General features: G+C 71.2%; 16 protein-coding genes. 7 read left to right on the top strand and 9 right to left on the bottom strand.

The window, feature by feature from the left end:
• Positions 1–386 precede the first annotated feature (386 nt).
• Complete coding sequence (locus ACFWRT_RS18965) at positions 387–1,043, top strand: CatB-related O-acetyltransferase (RefSeq protein ID WP_380955942.1); 657 nt, start codon at positions 387–389, stop codon at positions 1,041–1,043.
• A 13-nt stretch (positions 1,044–1,056) separates the two neighbouring features.
• Here the strand turns inward: ACFWRT_RS18965 and ACFWRT_RS18960 are convergent, their stop codons facing one another.
• The 3 genes from ACFWRT_RS18960 to ACFWRT_RS18950 form a co-directional block, all read right to left on the bottom strand.
• A complete protein-coding gene (locus tag ACFWRT_RS18960; protein ID WP_380955923.1) occupies positions 1,057–1,638 on the bottom strand; it encodes a hypothetical protein in 582 nt (193 codons plus the stop codon).
• Positions 1,639–1,779: 141 nt separating this feature from the next.
• Entirely contained in the window at positions 1,780–1,971 is a 192-nt protein-coding gene (locus ACFWRT_RS18955; RefSeq protein ID WP_381121326.1) for a DUF397 domain-containing protein, read from the bottom strand.
• A gap of 14 nt (positions 1,972–1,985) precedes the next feature.
• Complete coding sequence (locus tag ACFWRT_RS18950) at positions 1,986–2,564, bottom strand: DUF5753 domain-containing protein (RefSeq protein WP_381121325.1); 579 nt, start codon at positions 2,562–2,564, stop codon at positions 1,986–1,988.
• Positions 2,565–2,592: 28 nt separating this feature from the next.
• Here ACFWRT_RS18950 and ACFWRT_RS18945 point away from each other — a divergent pair, with 28 nt between their 5' ends.
• A complete protein-coding gene (locus ACFWRT_RS18945; protein WP_380955926.1) occupies positions 2,593–2,742 on the top strand; it encodes an ATP-binding protein in 150 nt (49 codons plus the stop codon).
• A 383-nt stretch (positions 2,743–3,125) separates the two neighbouring features.
• Positions 3,126–3,533, top strand: a complete 408-nt coding sequence (locus ACFWRT_RS18940) for a hypothetical protein (RefSeq protein WP_380955928.1) — start codon at positions 3,126–3,128, stop codon at positions 3,531–3,533.
• On the opposite strand, the gene ACFWRT_RS18935 is transcribed toward ACFWRT_RS18940, so the two are convergent.
• From ACFWRT_RS18935 to ACFWRT_RS18920, 4 genes are all read right to left on the bottom strand, one after another.
• Positions 3,534–5,057: a pyridoxal phosphate-dependent decarboxylase family protein gene (locus ACFWRT_RS18935; RefSeq protein WP_380955930.1), complete on the bottom strand. Its 1,524-nt coding sequence runs from the start codon at positions 5,055–5,057 to the stop codon at positions 3,534–3,536. It abuts the gene before it with no gap.
• Entirely contained in the window at positions 5,047–6,435 is a 1,389-nt protein-coding gene (locus ACFWRT_RS18930) for an MFS transporter (RefSeq protein ID WP_380955931.1), read from the bottom strand. Before ACFWRT_RS18930 ends, ACFWRT_RS18935 begins: the two co-directional genes overlap by 11 nt.
• Positions 6,436–6,589: 154 nt before the next feature.
• Positions 6,590–6,937: a VOC family protein gene (locus tag ACFWRT_RS18925; protein WP_380955933.1), complete on the bottom strand. Its 348-nt coding sequence runs from the start codon at positions 6,935–6,937 to the stop codon at positions 6,590–6,592.
• 128 nt (positions 6,938–7,065) lie between these two features.
• Positions 7,066–7,716: a mycothiol-dependent nitroreductase Rv2466c family protein gene (locus ACFWRT_RS18920; protein WP_380955934.1), complete on the bottom strand. Its 651-nt coding sequence runs from the start codon at positions 7,714–7,716 to the stop codon at positions 7,066–7,068.
• Positions 7,717–7,940: 224 nt separating this feature from the next.
• Here ACFWRT_RS18920 and pepN point away from each other — a divergent pair, with 224 nt between their 5' ends.
• The 4 genes from pepN (at position 7,941) to ACFWRT_RS18900 (ending at position 16,756) form a co-directional block, all read left to right on the top strand.
• A complete protein-coding gene (pepN, locus tag ACFWRT_RS18915; protein WP_380955935.1) occupies positions 7,941–10,553 on the top strand; it encodes an aminopeptidase N in 2,613 nt (870 codons plus the stop codon).
• A gap of 225 nt (positions 10,554–10,778) precedes the next feature.
• A complete protein-coding gene (locus tag ACFWRT_RS18910; protein ID WP_380955937.1) occupies positions 10,779–11,876 on the top strand; it encodes a hypothetical protein in 1,098 nt (365 codons plus the stop codon).
• A 251-nt stretch (positions 11,877–12,127) separates the two neighbouring features.
• The gene (locus tag ACFWRT_RS18905; protein ID WP_380955939.1) at positions 12,128–15,436 is read left to right on the top strand and encodes a S8 family serine peptidase; all 3,309 of its coding nucleotides are present in this window, start codon (positions 12,128–12,130) and stop codon (positions 15,434–15,436) included.
• 291 nt (positions 15,437–15,727) lie between these two features.
• Positions 15,728–16,756 (top strand): aspartate-semialdehyde dehydrogenase, encoded by a 1,029-nt coding sequence (locus ACFWRT_RS18900; protein ID WP_380955940.1) that lies wholly within the window; start codon positions 15,728–15,730, stop codon positions 16,754–16,756.
• A 104-nt stretch (positions 16,757–16,860) separates the two neighbouring features.
• On the opposite strand, the gene ACFWRT_RS18895 is transcribed toward ACFWRT_RS18900, so the two are convergent.
• Positions 16,861–17,208, bottom strand: a complete 348-nt coding sequence (locus tag ACFWRT_RS18895) for a type II toxin-antitoxin system PemK/MazF family toxin (protein ID WP_380953423.1) — start codon at positions 17,206–17,208, stop codon at positions 16,861–16,863.
• Positions 17,201–17,425 (bottom strand): ribbon-helix-helix domain-containing protein, encoded by a 225-nt coding sequence (locus ACFWRT_RS18890; protein WP_015608544.1) that lies wholly within the window; start codon positions 17,423–17,425, stop codon positions 17,201–17,203. The genes ACFWRT_RS18895 and ACFWRT_RS18890 overlap by 8 nt, the downstream gene beginning before the upstream one ends.
• Positions 17,426–17,494: the final 69 nt, after the last annotated feature.

The raw sequence follows: 17,494 nt of genomic DNA, 5'->3' as shown, positions 1-17,494 counted from the left end.
CGGGTGAGCACGGCCGGGTGGACTTCACGGTGCGGGAGGAGGCCGACGCCGTACGGGTGGCCTTCGCGACCCGGGACGGTGAGGTGGAGGTCGACGCGACGGTGGAGCCGGCCGGGGAGCTGCACGGGAGCGGGCCGTTCACGGACCTGGCGGAGGCGTCGGAGTTCTTCCGCCCCGGCCACCGGGGCCTCTCCCCCAACGCCCAGGGCACCCACCTGGACGTCCTCGAACTGTCCACGGACGCCTACCCGCTGGTCGCAGGGGGAGCCGTTGCAGGTGGGGCGCGGGGCGGCGGTGGCGTAGAAAATCCGCGCGCCTCACCCGGGCCGGGCTGCCACGATGACCTTCGCACGCCTGCCCGCCGCCCCCTCCCCGGAAGCGACCCCATGAGTTCTGCCCCCGTCCCGGCCGACCCCACCGTCCTGCACCCGATGCCCGGCCAGCCGCGCGTGGTGCAGTTGAAACCGCTGGTCACCTCGGAGCTGATCGAGGTGGGGACGTACTCGTACTACGACGACCCCGAGCACGCCACGGAGTTCGAGACCCGGAACGTGCTCTACCACTACGGCCCGGAGCGCCTGGTCATCGGCAAGTTCTGCGCGCTGGGCACGGGGGTACGGTTCCTCATGAACGGCTCCAACCACCGCATGGACGGCCCGTCCACCTTCCCCTTCCCGACGCTGGGCGGCTCCTGGGCCGACCATTTCGACCTGCTGACGGGGCTGCCCAACCGGGGCGACACGGTGATCGGCAACGACGTGTGGATCGGCTACGAGGCGGTCATCATGCCGGGCGTCCGCATCGGGCACGGCGCGATCATCAGCTCGCGGTCCGTGGTCGTCTCGGACGTCCCGGACTACGGCATCGTCGGCGGCAACCCGGCCCGGCTGATCCGTACCCGCTACGAGGAGGCGGACATCGCGCGCCTGCTGGCAGTGGCGTGGTGGGACTGGCCGGCGGAGCACCTGACGCGCCATATCCGTACGGTGATGTCGGGCACGGTGGCGGAGCTGGAGGCGGCGGCTCCGGGGGCGGCGCGGTAGGGCCGGAGTCGGATCACGACCTCGTGCGGGCCCCCCGGTGCCGCCGGTGGTACGACCAGGTCACCGCCGCCAGGAGCGGCCCCCACAGCAGGAGCGGGGCGTAGGCGGCGAGGAAGACGACTTCACCGGCTGAGGCACCGGGGTCCGGGCTGGGGGCGGTCAGCAGTCCGCCGAAGAAGAGGACCCACCACAGGACGGTGACCGCGAGGGCCCCCGGCGAGGCGGCGAGGACCACGAGCCGGTGGTTGACCGGACGCCCTCCGGCGAGCGGGATCCAGCGCGGCACCACCTCTCCCCAGGGCCGCACGAGGCCGAACGTGAGGTACGAGGCGGCTTCGGCGACCGCGCCGATCAGCAGCACGTAAGCCAGGGCGATCAGCGGGGAGTCGTCGGGGAACGCGGCGAGGAACTCCTCGCGCTCCATCACCCCCACCGGCACCCCGAGCACGAGCGCGACGCGCCACACCCCGGAGGGAAGGGTCGACCAGGCGACGACATGGGCGGCCCGGACCGCCCAGCGCGGAGGCGGCGGGACGCGGGATTCCGGGCGGGATCCCTGGCGGGGTTCCGGCGGGGCGGGGTCCGTCGTCGTCATGACCCGAATCTCGCGCACCGCCCGGCCCGGCACGTCGGACCGCATGATGATCCGCCTCCGCCGCACGGGGGGCGGCACGCGCCGCCTCCGCTCCGAACGTCCAGACCCCCGAGGAACTCGCCCACGGGCCGGGCTGAGCCGTCAGCTTCCGAAGGTGCCGGCCTTCACGCCGTCGATGAACGCGGCCCAGTGACCGGGGCCGAAGAACTGGAGCCCGCCCCCCGGATTCTTACTGTCCCGCACGGCCCGGCCGCCGTTGGCGGTGTGGGCGACCTCCAAGCACTCGCTCCCCTGCCCTCCAGAGGAGTACGACGACTTCCGGAAGGCGGTCACGATGCTTTGGCGATTCACGGTTCCTCGTTCCCTGCGGTGACGCTGTCCATCGTCTGGCGAATGAAGGCTTCGCTCTCCCTCGGGGTGAGGGAAGCGGACCTGAGTGTGTCAAACGCATGGACGTAGCTGGCCATGACGTCCTGGTCCTCGAGAATGACGCAGTTCGCAACCGTGTCCAGGACGATCACCTCCGGCGACGTCTCGCGAGCGTATGAGAGTCCGACGAACGCGGGCGAGACTCGCGCAGCGGCCCACTCCGCGTGCGGCAGCACCTGGATCGTCATGGTGGGCTGCTTGGCCATCTTGTTGAGGTGGGCGAGCTGAGCCCGGTGAACAGCGGGTGACGGCATCGGGCCGGTGATCGCCGGCTCCCAGATCACGGCAGCGAACCGTGCGCCCGTCTCCTCGAAGACACGACGCCTCTCCTGCCTGACCTTGACGACCATGTCGGCCACTTCTTCGCTGATCACGTCCGGACTGGCGTCGGTCAGCGCCCGGGTGTACCCAGGAGTTTGCAGCAGACCCGGAATGAGAACCGGCTGCCAGGTACGGATGTATGTGGCGTCGGACTCCAGCGAGAGAAAGTCACCCAGGATCTCGCCCGACTCCTACCAGTGGCTGATGCCCGAACTGATCAAGCCTGCCGACGACGAGACGTCCGGCCGGGGCCTGCTCATCGTCGACGCGCTCGCCGAGCGGTGGGGCGTACGCCCTCGTAACCCCGGAAAGACCGTCTGGGCTCAACTGTGCACCGGGGCACACCCCCTGTGAGGAAGCTCCACCGCCGGCCGCACGGACCTCCCCCTCCCCCGCCCTTCGCCGAGCTGGTGCGTATCGAGGGCGACCCCGCGTACCGGGACCGGCACTTCCCCGGGCTCAGCGCGGCGATCGCTCAACGCGGCCACTGGCGCTCGGCCGAGGTGGACGCGCTGGTAAGGCGGTTGAGGTCGACGCCGGGAGAGCTGAGCGGCAACAGAGCAAGCAGTCCACCACCAGCACGGAGGAAGACCGTGAACCCGTGACGGGGCCTGGTACCGGTGTGACCTCCGGCCACACCCTCTGAAGGACCGCGAGCCCCGCCCTCGCCCCATCGACACATGCCGTGGGCGGGGCTTCGTGCTGCCCCGGCGCCGTAAGGAAGAGAACCCGAGACCGTGTTGCAGTGCACCGCCGTGACAGCCGTTCCGTACGCCGAGGCGCTCCTCGCGCTCGCCACCATGGCGGGCGGGCCCGAGCACCCACCCGATGTTCTCGCCCCGGACGAGTTCCTGCTCTGCGAGCTGGGCGAGCACGGCGAGTCCACCGAGCACGCCGCGTACCTCTGGGCGGCCCGGACCCCGGGCGTGGACCAGGACCTGTGGCTGCTCTGGACCGGCATCGGCGCCCACCGCGTCTACCGACTCGACGTCCTGCCCCTGTGCCCCGCCCGCCTCCGCGACCTGGCCACCCGCACCGTCGCCCTGTGCGCGTACTTCGACCACCACCCCGGCCCGCACTCCTTCTTCGTGACCGACCCCCTCGGGGACCTGATCGGGTCGCCCAACGGCATCGACGAGCCCTGATCACGGCGTGCGCCGCTGGAACACCGACCCCACGAACTCCGTCAGCAGCCGTTCCTTCAGCCGGACCGGCAGCGCGTCCAGCAGGAACAGGACCGGGGCCATTCGCTCCGGAAGCCCGCCCGGCCCTCCCGCCGACCCCTCCCCCAGGCCCGCGAAGGCCAGGATGCCCGCCACGTCCTCCGGGGTGAGCGTGTCGGGGTCCAGCGTCGCCGCCAGGTCCGTCAGAGCCGGGTCGGCGGTGATCGGGGGCAGGGCCCGGGCCGAGGCCAGGGCTTCCGGCAGGTCGGTGAGGAGGGCGTCCACGCGGTCCACCGTGGCGGGGGTCAGGGTGAGGTGGAGGTTGGGCGGGAGGTCGTCGAAGGAGGGTTGGGGCTGGAGGTACCAGCCGCGTACGCGCATCTCGTCGGCCAGGTGCAGGAGGAGGCTCAGGTCGGGCGTGGAGGAGGGACGGTCCGGGGGGGCGGCGGTGAGGACCGTGAACGCGATCAGGCCCGCCTCCGGTTCGCCGAGGATATGGACGTCGGGGGTGGTGCGCAGGGCCTCGATGAGGTGGTCGGAGGCTTCCGCCACCCTTGCTGCCAGGGACGTGTAGCCGTCCTCGCCTATGTGCTGGAGCACCGCCCACGCCTGGGCCGGCAGGCCCGCCGACTTGGTTCCCTGGACCGTCGGGTTGACCACCGGGTAGCCGGGCCAGCCCGCGTGGGCGAAGTACTGGTGGCGGCGGAGTTCGGCGTCCCGGTAGAGGACCACGGAGGCGCCCTTGTCCGCGTAGCCGTACTTGTGCAGGTCCACCGAGAGCGAGGTGACGCCGGGGACCGAGAGGTCGAAGGGTTCCACCGTGCGGCCCGCCTTGCGCAGGTACGGCAGCAGCCAGCCGCCGATGCACGCGTCCACATGGCACAGCACCTCGTGCTCGGCCGCCGCCTCCGCGATCCTCGCCACCGGGTCGATGACTCCGTGCGCGTACGAGGGGGCCGAGGCGACCACCAGGGCGGTACGGGGCGTGATCGCGGCGGCCATGGCGGTGGGGTTCGCCTTGTACGTCACCGGGTCCACCGGGACCACCACCGGTTCCAGGCCCAGGTAGGCGGCGGCCTTGTGGAACGCGGCGTGCGCGGTGGAGGGCAGTACCAGTTGCGGGTCGCTCACGCCTCGGGTCGAACGGGCGTGGTCCCGCGCCGTCTTGACCGCCAGCAGGATCGATTCGGTGCCGCCGCTGGTGAAGGTGCCCTGGGCCCCGGGCGGCGCCCCGAGGAGGGCCGCCGCCGCTCCCACCAGGTCGTTCTCCAGGCGTGCCACGCTCGGGAAGACCGTGGGGTCGAGGCCGTTGACCGTGGCGTACGCGGCGTAGGCCTCGGCGGCCAGTTCGTCCAGGCCCTCGCGCCCGGCGTCGTAGACGTAGGCGAAGGTCCGGCCGCCCCGGGTGGGGGCGTCGGCGGTGCGCAGTTCCCTGAGTTCGGTGAGGATCTCGGCGGCCGGGCGGCCGGTGGGGAGGGCGGGGGCGTTGTCCTGGTCATGGGGCACGGGCGGGTTCCTCCGGGGCGTCGGCGGGGTCCTCGCGGTAGTGGTGGAGCAGCCACAGGCTCGCGGCGGCGAGGAGTGCGGGCAGCAGGCTCATACCCGCCGTGATGCCGGTCAGCGCGGCGGCCGGCTGGGCGACCTCGTGGTCGGCGTCCGAGGAGCGGAATCCGGTCAGCGCCAGCACCAGCGCGAAGACGCCCGCGCCCAGTGCGAACGCCAGCGTCTCGGCCGCCGTCCACAGACCGGTGAACGTGGCCGCGCGGCGCTTGCCCGTACGAGCGGTGTCGGCGGCCAGGGTGTCCGCGAGCAGGGTGAGCGGGAGGAGTTGGAGGCCCGCGTAGCCGATGCCGATGACCGCGACGGCCGCGTATCCGAGCGCGCTGCCGACCTGGCCGGTGAGGGCGAGGGCGGCGGCCCCGGCGACGTACAGCAGCGTTGCGCAGCCCTGCGCGTACTTCGCGCCGCGCAGCCGGGCGAGCCTCGTCCACACCGGCATGACCAGGACCAGCGGGCCGATCAGGCAGGCGAAGAGCGGGGTGACCGCGCCCGGTGAGCCGAGGGTGTACGTGGCGAAGTACTGGACCCCCGCCAGCATCACGCCGACCGCCAGCGCCTGGAGGAACCACATGCCGGCCAGGAAGAGGAACGGCCGGTTCGTGCGGGCGACGGCCAGTTGGGCGCGGAGGGAGGGTTCGGCGGTGGAGCGGGCCACGGCGGGAGCCCACCGGGTGGTGAACCAGGCGCCGAACATGCCGGCCGCGAGGAGGACGGCGACGGCGATGCCCATCAGCCGGTAGCTCGCCGGAGTGCCGCCGTCCGCGTGGGCGATCGCCGGGGCGAGGGCGCCGGAGAGGAGGATCGCGGCGCCGAGGAAGCCGACCCGCCAGCTCAGCACCCGGCGGCGTTCGGCCGGGTCGTCGGTGATCTCGGCGGGCATCGTGACGTACGGCACCTGGAAGATCGCGTACGCGGTCGCGGCGAGCAGGAAGAGGGCGGCGACGTACGCGGCGGCGGCCATGCCGCGCAGCGGGGGCGCGGCGAAGATCAGCGCGAAGAGCGGTGGCAGGGTGCAGGCGCCGATGAGGAGGAACGGGCGGCGTGGGCCGCCGCGCAGCCGGCTGCGGTCGGAGAGCGCGCCGACGAGCGGGTTGATCAGGACGTCCCAGGCCTTGGGCAGGAAGACCGCCGCCCCGGCGAGGCCCGGGGAGACGGCGAGCACGTTGGTCAGGTAGTACAGCAGGATCAGGCCGGGCACGGTGGCGAAGGTGCCCGTGCAGAGCGAGCCGAGGCCGTAGCCGATCCGCACCCGGCGCGGGAGGGGCGGGCCCGGGCTGCCCGGATTCCGCTCCGTACCGCTGTCGTGGCGGCTCTCGGTCGGCATGGGGCAGATCATGAACGAGAGTTCGACCGCGCGGCAAGGGGTGGGCCCGGTGACCCTCCTGCCGCCGGGGGCCTGAGGGTCGCCGGGGACAGGAGGGTCACCGGGGGCCTGAAGAGTCGCCGAAGACCCCTCAGGTCGCCGGAGACCCCTCAGGTCAGTGCGTCCCCTCGTCGGCCACGCAGAATTCGTTGCCCTGCGGGTCCTGGAGGACGTTCCAGCTCAGCCCGTGCGTGGAGTGCTCGCCGATCACCGTCGCCCCCAGCCCCACCAGGCGCGCCACCTCTGCCGGACGGTCGGGGGACGCGAAGTCGACGTGCACCCGGTTCTTGACGGACTTGGGCTCGGGCACCCGCTGGAAGCCGAGGACCAGCGGCGTGGCGGGGACGATGACGAACTCGCCGTAGTCCCGCGTGCCCTCCACCCCCAGCGCCGTGGCCCACCAGGCGGCGAGCGTCTGGGGGTCGGGACAGTCGATCGTGATCATCTCCGGTGAGAAGCGCATGGTCCTCACCGTACGGTCCGCCACTGACAACGGGCCGGGAGCACGCCCGTGCTCCCGGCCCGGCCAGGCGGAAGGACCGGTCTCAGTCGAAGACCCGGCCCGGTCTCAGTCGAAAATCGGGGCCGGTCTCAGTCGAAGATCGGGCCCTGCGTGCGGGTCCGCTTGATCTCGTAGAAGCCCGGGATGGAGGCGACCAGCAGCGTGCCGTCCCAGAGCTTCGCCGCGTCCTCCCCCTTGGGGGCGGGGGTGACGACGGGGCCGAAGAAGGCGACCTGCTCGCCGTCGGCGCCGGGCACGGCGATGACCGGGGTGCCGACCTCCTGGCCGACCTTGTCGATGCCCTCCTGGTGGGAGGCGCGCAGCTCGGTGTCGTAGGTCTCCTTGTCGGCGTACTCCGCCAGGTCCTCGGGCAAGCCGACGTCCTTCAGGGCGCCGGCGACGGCCTCGCGGGTGGGGCCTTCGCCGTTGTTGTGGAAGCGGGTGCCGAGGGCCGTGTAGAGGGGGCCGACGACCTCGTCGCCGTGGAGCTGCTGGGCGGCGATGACGACCCGGACCGGGCCCCACGCCTTGTTCTCCAGCATGTCGCGGTACTCCTCCGGCAGCTCGTCCAGCTTGTCCTCGTTCAGGACGGCGAGGCTCATCACATGCCAGCGGATCTCGATGTCGCGGACCTTCTCGACCTCGAGGATCCAGCGGGAGGTCATCCACGCCCACGGGCAGAGCGGGTCGAACCAGAAGTCGGCCGGGGTCTTGCCGTTCGCGGGGGTGTTCTGGGACATCTCTCTCCTCGGATAAGGCCTGTTGCTGCTGTGGTCGGAACGCCGTCGAGGGACCTCCCATTCCCGTAGCGGCGCCCGGACTGACCCCGTACCGGCGCCCGTACCGGCCCCGTACCGGCCACTGCGGCCCGACCGGATACCGGCCGGATACCGGCCGCCGGAGACGCATGCAAGGATCAATGGGTTCGAACACGACACATGACGCGCGTCACGAAGGAGTGCCCGTGCCCGGTGAAAACCTGTCCCGCGACGAGGCCCAGAAGAGGGCCGAGCTGCTGACCGTCGACGGTTACGAGGTCGAGCTCGACCTGCGTTCCGCCGTCGACGGGCCCGAGGGGGCCGGCGGGGGCCAGGACGGGGGCGACGGGGACACCGGTCCGCGGACGTTCCGGTCGCTGACCACGATCCGGTTCCGCTCCGCCCTGGCGGGCGCCTCGACCTTCGCCGACCTGGTGGCGCCGGGTGTGGACGCCGTGACGCTGAACGGGAAGGCCCTCGACCCCGCTGTCGTCTTCGACGGGGTCCGGGTGGCCCTGGACGGGCTCCTGGAGGGCGAGAACGTCCTCGTGGTCGACGCCCGGTGCGCGTACAGCAGGACCGGCGAGGGCATGCACCGCTTCGTCGACCCGGAGGACGGCGAGGTCTACCTCTACACGCAGTACGAGCCGGCCGACGCCCGCCGCGTCTTCGCCAACTTCGAACAGCCGGACCTGAAGGCGCCCTACCGCTTCCAGGTGACCGCGCCCGAGGGCTGGCGGGTCTGGTCCAACGGGGCCGAGGAGTCGCACGAGGGCGGGGTGTGGCGGTTCGCGGAGACCAAGCCGATCTCCACGTACATCACGGCCGTCGTCGCCGGTCCCTACCACTACGTGACCGACCACTACAGCCGTACGTTCGACGACGGCACCACCCTGGAGATCCCGCTCGGCGCGATGTGCCGCAAGGGGCTCGCCAGGCACTTCGACGCGGACGATGTCTTCCTGGTCACCAAGCAGGGCCTGGACTTCTTCCACGACCACTTCGACTACCCGTACCCCTTCGGGAAGTACGACCAGGCGTTCGTGCCGGAGTACAACCTCGGGGCGATGGAGAACCCGGGCATGGTCACCTTCCGCGAGGAGTACATCTTCCGCGGCAAGGTCACCTCGGCGGCCTACGAGCGGCGCGCCAACGTCATCCTGCACGAGATGGCGCACATGTGGTTCGGCGACCTCGTCACCATGGAGTGGTGGGACGACCTGTGGCTGAAGGAGTCCTTCGCGGACTTCATGGGCTCCTTCTCGATGGTGGAGGCGACCCGCTTCACCAACGGCTGGATCACCTTCGCCAACAACCGCAAGGCGTGGGCCTACCGCGCCGACCAACTGCCCTCCACACACCCGATCACGGCCGACATCCGTGACCTGGAGGACGCCAAGCTGAACTTCGACGGCATCACGTACGCCAAGGGCGCCTCCGTACTGAAGCAGCTCGTCGCGTACGTGGGACGCGACGCCTTCCTTGAGGGCGCGCGGCGCTACTTCAAGAGCCACGCCTACGGCAACACGCGTCTGGGTGACCTTCTTTCGGTGCTGGCGGAGACCTCGGGCCGTGACATGACGGCCTGGTCGCGCTCCTGGCTGCAGACGGCCGGTGTCAACGTGCTGACCCCCGTCGCGACGTACGACGAGGGCGGGAAGCTGACGGAACTCGTCGTCGTACAGGAGGCCGCGGCCTCCCATCCGGAGCTGCGCCCGCACCGGGTCGCCGTCGGCCTGTACCGGCGTACGCCTCAGGGTGAGCTGACGCGGTACGCCCGGGCCGAGGTGGACGTGGCCGGGGAGCGCACGGTGGTGAAGGAGCTGGCCGGTGCCGAGCGGCCCGATCTGATCCTGGTCAACGACGACGACCTCACGTACTGCAAGGTCCGCTTCGACGAGGGTTCGCTCGCCACCCTCCGCGACCACCTGGGCTCCATCACCGACCCGCTGGCCCGCGCGCTGTGCTGGTCGGCGCTGTGGAACCTGACCCGGGACGCCCTGCTGCCCGCCCGCGACTTCGTCGCGCTGGTGCTGGCGCACGCCGGGCGCGAGAGCGACATCGGCGTCCTCCAGATGCTGCACGCCTGGGCGCGGTCGGCGCTGGTGAACTACGCCACCCCCGCCTGGCGCGAGGAGGGCGGCCGGGCGCTGGCCGAGGGCGCGCTGCGCGAACTGCGGGGAGCCGAGCCGGGCAGCCAGCACCAACTGACGTGGGCCCGCTTCTTCGCGGCCGTCGCGGGCTCCGAGGCGGACTTCCAGCTCCTGGGCGGGCTGCTGGAGGGCACGGCCCTGGTCGACGGGCTGGAGGTCGACCAGGAGCTGCGCTGGGCCTTCCTCTCCCCGCTCGCCTCGCACGGGGTGGCGAACGAGGCGGCGATCGACGCCGAACTGGCCCGCGACGACACGGCGTCCGGCAAGCGCCACCACGTACGGTGCCTGGCCTCGCGGCCCTCGGAGGCGGTCAAGGCGCAGGCGTGGGCGGCGGTCGTGGAGTCGGACAAGCTGTCCAACGCGCTGGTGGAGGCGACGATCGCGGGCTTCGAGCAGTCCTCGCAGCGGGAGCTGCTGGCCCCGTACGCGAGCCGCTACTTCGAGGTGATCGAGCGGGTCTGGGCGGAGCGGTCCATCCAGATCGGCATGCACGTGGTGAAGGGGCTCTTCCCGGCGCTCCAGGACAGCCCGGAGACCCTCGCGGCGACCGACGCCTGGCTCAGCGGTCACGAGGACGCCGCTCCGGCGCTGCGCCGGCTGGTCCTGGAGGCCCGCGACGACCTGGCGCGGGTGCTGCGCGGCCAGGAGTGCGACGCGCGAGCATAAAGGGGGCGATTCAGGGGGCGCGGGTCAGGGGGCGCGTGGGTCGGGAGTGCGCGCGGCGCGAAAGTGGCGCTCGCACACCCGACCGGACGCGCCCCCTGGCCAATTCCGGCGCGACAGCCCTTTTCGGTTGTCGAACATCCTTACTTTAGGGCGGCGTTGTCCGGAATTGTCGACGGATCTGTAACAGGGGTTAAGGGGCCCTGAGCTGGCGGGAAATCATCGGCCATGACCCAGAACACCCCGCTCTCCCCCCGGTCCGCGCGCTTCCCCCGCCCCCTGCACCACCTCCCGGACGTGACGCACCGCGTCCTCTCCGCCGCCCAGCTCCGCGCGCGGGGCGTCTCCGCCGCGCAGACGTCCGCACAGTGCCTGCCCGGCGGCCCCTGGCAGCACCTGCTGCCCGGGGTCCACCTGCTGCACCCCGGCCCGCCCAGCGGCCAGGAGCGGCTGCACGGCGCCCTGTTGTACGCGGGCCGCCCGCCGGCCTCCTCCCGGCGTACGGTCCCGGCGCCCGCGGACGCGGGGTTCGGCGAGGCGATGGTGACCGGGCTCGCGGCGCTCGCGCTGTACGGCTTCGCCGCGGCGCCGGACCTCGGGGCGCTGCACCGCATCGACGTCCTGGTGCCGAGGACCCGGCGGCTGCGCTCGACCCGGTTCGTGGAGGTGGTGCGGGCGGCCGCCGCGCTGCCGGTGCCGGTGCGGCTGGCCGGGGTGCCCGTCGCCCCGGTGGAGCGGGCGCTGGCCGACGCGGTGGCGGGGCTGGGGGATGCGGAGGACGTGCGCCGGCTGCTGACCGAGGCCGTGCGGGCCGGGCACAGCGAACCGGCCGCCGTGGTGCGGGAGCTGAGCGCGGCCAAGGTGCTGGGGCGACCGGCGGTGGCGGGTGCGGTGGAGGCGCTGCTGGCGGCGGGGCGGGCGGTGGCGGAGGAGCGGCTGTACGCGATGGTGCGCGAGCACGGGCTGCCGGAGCCGCTGTGGAACGTGGACCTGCGGCTGCCGGACGGGCCGGAGCTGGGCGGGGTCGACGCGTACTGGCCGGATCTCGCCGTCGCCGTCGAGCTGGACACCCGGGCGCCCCGGTTGGCCGCGCCGGAAGAGGGGCGGCGGGGCGGGAACCGGGGCGCGGGACGTATGGAGGACCCGCAGTGGTCCGCGTACGCCGCCCGGCGGGACCGGCTGGAGCGGCTGGGGGTCACGGTCGTCCACCTCACCCCGAGGAAGCTGCGCGAGGCGATGGACCAGCAGGCCACGGTGGTGCGGACGGCACTGATGGCGGCGGACGACCGGGAGCCGGCGGCGTATCTGGTGGTGCTGCCGCGATGAGCCGGGAGCGCGGTGTTCCCGGCGCCACCGGTCCGGACCACCAGACCTGTGGTCCGGACCGCAGACCCGGAATAAGCAATTCCGACAGCCACTTTCACCTCATTCATCCCGTGTGACGCATCGCGCCCCGTGGCGGATCTATGCCATGTACCTGTCTCGTCTCCGTCAACTCTCCACAAAGCCCTGTCATTTACGACAGGCTGAGCGGTCATCCGGTACCGAATTCCGGACTCTCTCTTTCAATTACAGGGATGCTGATGACCAAGGAATCCCCCAGCTCCATATCCGGGACGAGACGCGCCGCGCGTGCGGCGGCCGCTGCCGGCCTGGCTGCCGCCCTCGCGGCCGCCGGCGCCGCGCCGGTGTTCGCCGTCGACGACCCGGCACCGGCACCCGTCAAACCGGCCGCCACGAGCGACCGGGGCGACAAGCTCGGCACGGCCGACGCCGAAGTTCTGGCGAAGGCCGAGGCCAAGGGCGAGAAGAACGTCACGATGATGATCGCCACCGCCCCGGGGGCGACCGAGCAGGTCACCGAGCAGTTGGACGCCGTCAAGGGCTCCGTGCTCGGCCAGACCTACGACAAGCTCGGCTACGTCCGGGCGACGGTGCCGACCAGCACCGCCGAGGCCACCATCGCGGCGGCCTCCAAGCTGAAGTCCGTCCTCGGCATCGATCTCAAGCAGGAGATCAAGCTGGACGACCCGACGCCCTCGGGCGACCGGGCCGCGGGGGCCAAGCAGCCCAAGGCCACAGGCAGTTACGCGGCGCCGGGCAAGAACACCCCGGCCGTCAACCCGTACAACCCCTCCTTCGAGACGGGTGCGGTCGAGTTCGTCGAGAAGAACCCGACGGCCGACGGCCGCGGGATCACCATCGGCGTCCTGGACTCCGGTGTCGACCTCGGCCACCCGGCGCTGAAGAAGACCACCACCGGCGAGCGCAAGATCGTCGACTGGGTCACCGCCACCGACCCGGTGAGCGACGGCGACGGCACCTGGCTGCAGATGTCCGCGACCGTCACCGGCCCGACGTTCACGGTCGACGGGAAGACCTACGCGGCTCCGGCGGGCAGCTACAAGTTCGCCACGTTCGCCGAGGCGGCCACCACCGGCGGCGACATGGCGGGCGACCTCAACCGCGACGGTGACACCACCGACGTCTGGGGCGTGCTGTACGACGCGGTCCAGGGCACCATCCGCGTGGACCTGAACGCGAACGCGGACTTCTCCGACGACACGGCCCTCAAGCCGTACAAGGACAAGTTCCAGGTCGCGTACTTCGGTGAGGACGACCCGGCCACCAAGGTCGTCGAGCGCATCCCGTTCGTCGTCGAGACCCGGAAGAACGTGGTCTACAACGCCGCGGGCGCCAAGGCCGACTACGTCAACATCGGCGTGATCGAGGGCTCGCACGGCACGCACGTCGCGGGCATCACCGCGGCCAACGGCCTGTTCGGCGGCAAGATGAACGGCGCGGCGCCCGGCGCCAAGGTCGTCTCCTCGCGCGCCTGCACCTGGTCCGGCGGCTGCACCAACATCGCGCTGACCGAGGGCATGATCGACCTCGTCGTCAACCGCGGCGTCGACATCGTCAACATGTCGATCGGCGGCCTGCCGCCGCTGAACGACGGCAACAACGCCCGCGCCGAGCTCTACAAGCGCCTCGTCGACATCTACGGCGTCCAGCTCGTCATCTCGGCCGGCAACAGCGGCCCGGGCCTCAACACCATCGGTGACCCGGCCCTGGCCGACCACGTCATCTCGGTGGGCGCGTCGATCTCCAAGGAGACGTGGGCCGCGAACTACGGCTCCAGCGTCACCAAGAAGTACGACATGCTCCCCTTCTCCTCGCGCGGTCCGCGTGAGGACGGCGGCTTCACGCCGACCATCGCGGCCCCGGGTGCGGCGATCAACACCACCCAGACCTGGTCCGAGGGCGGGCCGGTCAAGGAGGCGGGCTACGCCCTGCCGCCCGGCTACTCGATGCTCCAGGGCACCTCGATGGCCTCGCCGCAGGCCGCCGGCGCTGCCGCCCTGCTGCTCTCCGCCGCGAAGCAGAAGGACCTGGAGCTGCCCCCGGCCGACCTCCGCGTCGCCCTGACCAGCTCCGCGTCGCACATCAAGGACGTGCCCGCGCACGTCCAGGGTTCCGGTCTGATCGACATCGTCGGCGCCTGGAAGCTCATCACCAAGAAGGGCAACCCGGCGCACGAGTACAAGGTGAAGGCCCCGGTCGACACCGCGATCGACTTCGCGCTCAAGGACCCGGGCTTCGGCACCGGTCTCTACGACCGTGAGGGCGGCCTGAAGGCCGGCGAGACGAAGGTCTACGAGATCACCGTCACGCGTACCACGGGTCCGGACCGCAACGTCCAGCACAAGCTGTCGTGGAAGAACAACGACGGCACCTTCAAGCTGAGCAGCCCCGAGTACGTCTCGCTGCCGCTCGACACCCCGGTGAAGCTGAAGGTCACGGCGAACGCCAAGAAGGCCGGCGTGCACAGCGCCATCCTGGAGCTGGACGACAAGAAGACCGTCGGCATCGACCACCAGGTCCTCTCCACGGTCGTCGTCGCGCACGAGCTGAACGCGCCCGGCTACGCCTTCAAGTCGTCGGGGTCGGTGCAGCGCAACGGCACCACCTCGTACTTCGTCAACGTGCCGCAGGGCGCCAAGACCCTCGAGGTCGCCCTCAGCGCGCTGCGCTCGGGCAGCCAGACCCGGTTCATCGCCCTGCACCCGTACGGGACGCCGGTCGACCCGACCTCCACGGTCAACTGCTACCCGAACTACGAGAACCCGGCCAACACCTGCCGTCCGGACGTGCGGTCCTACAAGGACCCGCAGCCCGGCGTGTGGGAGATCGAGGTCGAGTCGCGCCGTACGTCGCCGCTGCTGGACAACCCGTTCAAGCTGGACGTCTCGCTGCTCGGCGCCACCTTCGACCCGGCGGTGCAGACCATCGCCGAGGCGAAGATCGGCGCTCCGGCCGCGGTGAACTGGAAGGTCACCAACACCGCGGCGGCTCTTGCGGGCAAGCTCAAGGGCGGCTCGCTCGGCTCGGCCAAGGTGGCCAAGCCGTCGATCTCCACGGGCCAGCTCCAGCGGACCACGGTCACCATCGGTGCGGGCGTCGAGAAGCTCGACGTCGCCATCGGCGGTACGTCGGACGCCAACGCCGACCTCGACCTGTACGTCCTGCGGGGCACCACCCAGGTCGGCAGCGGCACCACCGCCGGCTCGGACGAGAAGGTCAGCCTGACCAACCCGGCCGCCGGCACGTACACGGTCGTCGTCGAGGGCTACTCGGTCCCGTCCGGGTCGACCACGTACGACTACCGCGACGTGTACTACGCGGCCTCGCTCGGCACCCTGAAGGTCGACGCGTCGAAGACCTACAACCTGGCGAACGGCGCCTCGGCGCAGGTCGGCGCCGAGGTCGTGGTCGCCGGTGCGGCTCCCGAGGGGCGCCAGTTCTTCGGTGAGGTCCAGCTCGTCAACGCGCGCGGCACCGCCGCGGGCACCGGCAGCGTCGTGATCGAGAAGGTCACGCCGTAACGGACACCGTACGAACAGCAGCGGGGCGGGCGCTCTTCTATGAGCACCCGCCCCGCTGTGCGTGTTCCTCGTCACAGGCGGCGGCCCGGGCCGCAGATGTTCCCCTTGGCACACACGGCCGATGCAGATTCTGCGGTCCTCGCGCGGAGAGTCCGCAGGTCGGACAATGGATTGGACAAGCCGGGCCCGGTCATACGCATGATGGAGCGGCACTACGCGTCATGGAGCGGCAAACGGACCGCGCGCACGTACAGCCCACGTGCTCACGTGCTCACGTACAGAGGAGTCCCAGTGAAGGTCGGAATCGTCGGCGCCACCGGTCAGGTCGGCACAGTCATGCTCAGGATCCTGGCCGAGCGGGACTTCCCCGTCGACGAGCTGCGGCTCTTCGCCTCCGCCCGCTCCGCCGGCTCCACGATCGACTTCCAGGGCTCCGGCGTCACCGTCGAGGACGCCTCCACGGCCGACTACACCGGCCTGGACATCGTGCTCTTCTCCGCCGGCGGCGCGACCTCCAAGGCGCTGGCCGAGAAGGTCGCCGCCCAGGGCGCCGTGGTGATCGACAACTCCTCCGCCTGGCGCAAGGACCCCGAGGTCCCGCTGGTCGTCTCCGAGGTCAACCCGCACGCGGCCCGCGTCCGGCCCAAGGGGATCATCGCCAACCCGAACTGCACCACGATGGCCGCCATGCCCGTGCTGCGCCCGCTGCACGCCGAGGCCGGCCTCGAAGCGCTGACCGTCGCCACCTACCAGGCCGTCTCCGGCTCCGGCGTGGCCGGCGTCGCCGAGCTGCACGGCCAGGCGTCCAAGGTCGTCGCCGACGCCGAGAAGCTGGCCCACGACGGCGAGGCCGTGGACTTCCCCGAGCCGGCCGTCTACAAGCGCCCGATCGCCTTCAACGTGCTGCCGCTGGCGGGCTCGATCGTGGACGACGGCTCGTTCGAGACGGACGAGGAGCAGAAGCTCCGCAACGAGTCCCGCAAGATCCTGGAGATCCCGGAGCTGAAGGTCTCCGGCACCTGCGTCCGGGTCCCGGTCTTCTCCGGCCACTCGCTCCAGATCAACGCCCGCTTCGCCCGCCCGATCGGCGTCGAGCGCGCCGTGGAGCTGCTGAAGGACGCCGAGGGCGTCGAGCTCTCGGAGATTCCGACCCCGCTCCAGGCGGCGGGCAAGGACGCCTCCTTCGTGGGCCGCATCCGGGTCGACGAGACCGTGGACCACGGCCTCGCGCTCTTCGTCTCCAACGACAACCTCCGCAAGGGCGCCGCGTTGAACGCCGTCCAGATCGCGGAGCTGGTGGCGGCCGAGCTGAAGGGCTGACGCGCGACCCTTTATGCGGACGCGTAACCCTGTACGCGCACGCGCACACGAAGGGGCGGCCACCGGAGTGCACCGGTGGCCGCCCCTTCGTGTGCGCTGAGGGTTCAGAGGGCGAGGTGCCGGCGGAGAGCCCTGTCGATCTCCGCCATGCGCTGGCGGGGCACCTCGCCGATGCGTTTCAGGACCCGGTCGGGGGCGACCGCCCGGATCTGTTCGCACTGGACCTTGGAGTCCTGCGGGAGGTGGCTCTCCTCCGCCGCGAGAAGCACCTGGAAGCTGAGGATCCGCGAGGTGTTCGAGGTCAGGGGCACCACCGCGACGACGCCCCTGCCGGACAGCTCGACCGATCGGTTGGCGGCGTTGTTGGAAACGATCACGGCTGGACGCACCTTGTTGGCTTCGCTCCCCCGCGCGAGCTCCAGGTCCACGAGGTGGATGTCGCCCCTACGCATCCGTGAGCCCGTCGGCCACCGTACGGTCCCACAGCGCGGCATCCTCGCTCGCGTCCCATTCCTGGAACGCCTCGGTGTACTCGGCCTCCAGGCCTGCGGTACGCAGCAGCTCGATAGCGGCGTGTATGACAGCGGACCGGGAATCCGCGTCGGTCTTCGCCGCGTACTCGTCGACGAAGGCGACATCCTCCTGTGGCAGACTCACACTGATCTTCATACCTTCAATGCTACCCCGGTAGGAAAGCATGCGCTACTCCTCGTGGGATGGGGCCGGACGTGGAAGGAT

It is taken from the genome of Streptomyces cyaneofuscatus (genome assembly GCF_042718795.1).
Lineage (GTDB): Bacteria > Actinomycetota > Actinomycetes > Streptomycetales > Streptomycetaceae > Streptomyces > Streptomyces cyaneofuscatus_A.
The sequence above is the reverse complement of the archived record's forward strand: the minus strand, read 5'-3'. Positions and strand labels throughout refer to the sequence as shown.

What these genes read in the sequence shown, in the direction of transcription:
- ACFWRT_RS18930 (WP_380955931.1), bottom strand. Translation starts at nt 6,435, where the DNA reads ATGCCGACCGAGAGCCGCCACGACAGCGGTACGGAGCGGAATCCGGGC.
- ACFWRT_RS18890 (WP_015608544.1), bottom strand. Translation starts at nt 17,425, where the DNA reads ATGAAGATCAGTGTGAGTCTGCCACAGGAGGATGTCGCCTTCGTCGAC.
- ACFWRT_RS18895 (WP_380953423.1), bottom strand. Translation starts at nt 17,208, where the DNA reads ATGCGTAGGGGCGACATCCACCTCGTGGACCTGGAGCTCGCGCGGGGG.
- ACFWRT_RS18925 (WP_380955933.1), bottom strand. Translation starts at nt 6,937, where the DNA reads ATGCGCTTCTCACCGGAGATGATCACGATCGACTGTCCCGACCCCCAG.
- ACFWRT_RS18945 (WP_380955926.1), top strand. Translation starts at nt 2,593, where the DNA reads ATGCCCGAACTGATCAAGCCTGCCGACGACGAGACGTCCGGCCGGGGC.
- ACFWRT_RS18910 (WP_380955937.1), top strand. Translation starts at nt 10,779, where the DNA reads ATGACCCAGAACACCCCGCTCTCCCCCCGGTCCGCGCGCTTCCCCCGC.
- ACFWRT_RS18960 (WP_380955923.1), bottom strand. Translation starts at nt 1,638, where the DNA reads ATGACGACGACGGACCCCGCCCCGCCGGAACCCCGCCAGGGATCCCGC.
- ACFWRT_RS18920 (WP_380955934.1), bottom strand. Translation starts at nt 7,716, where the DNA reads ATGTCCCAGAACACCCCCGCGAACGGCAAGACCCCGGCCGACTTCTGG.
- ACFWRT_RS18965 (WP_380955942.1), top strand. Translation starts at nt 387, where the DNA reads ATGAGTTCTGCCCCCGTCCCGGCCGACCCCACCGTCCTGCACCCGATG.
- ACFWRT_RS18905 (WP_380955939.1), top strand. Translation starts at nt 12,128, where the DNA reads ATGCTGATGACCAAGGAATCCCCCAGCTCCATATCCGGGACGAGACGC.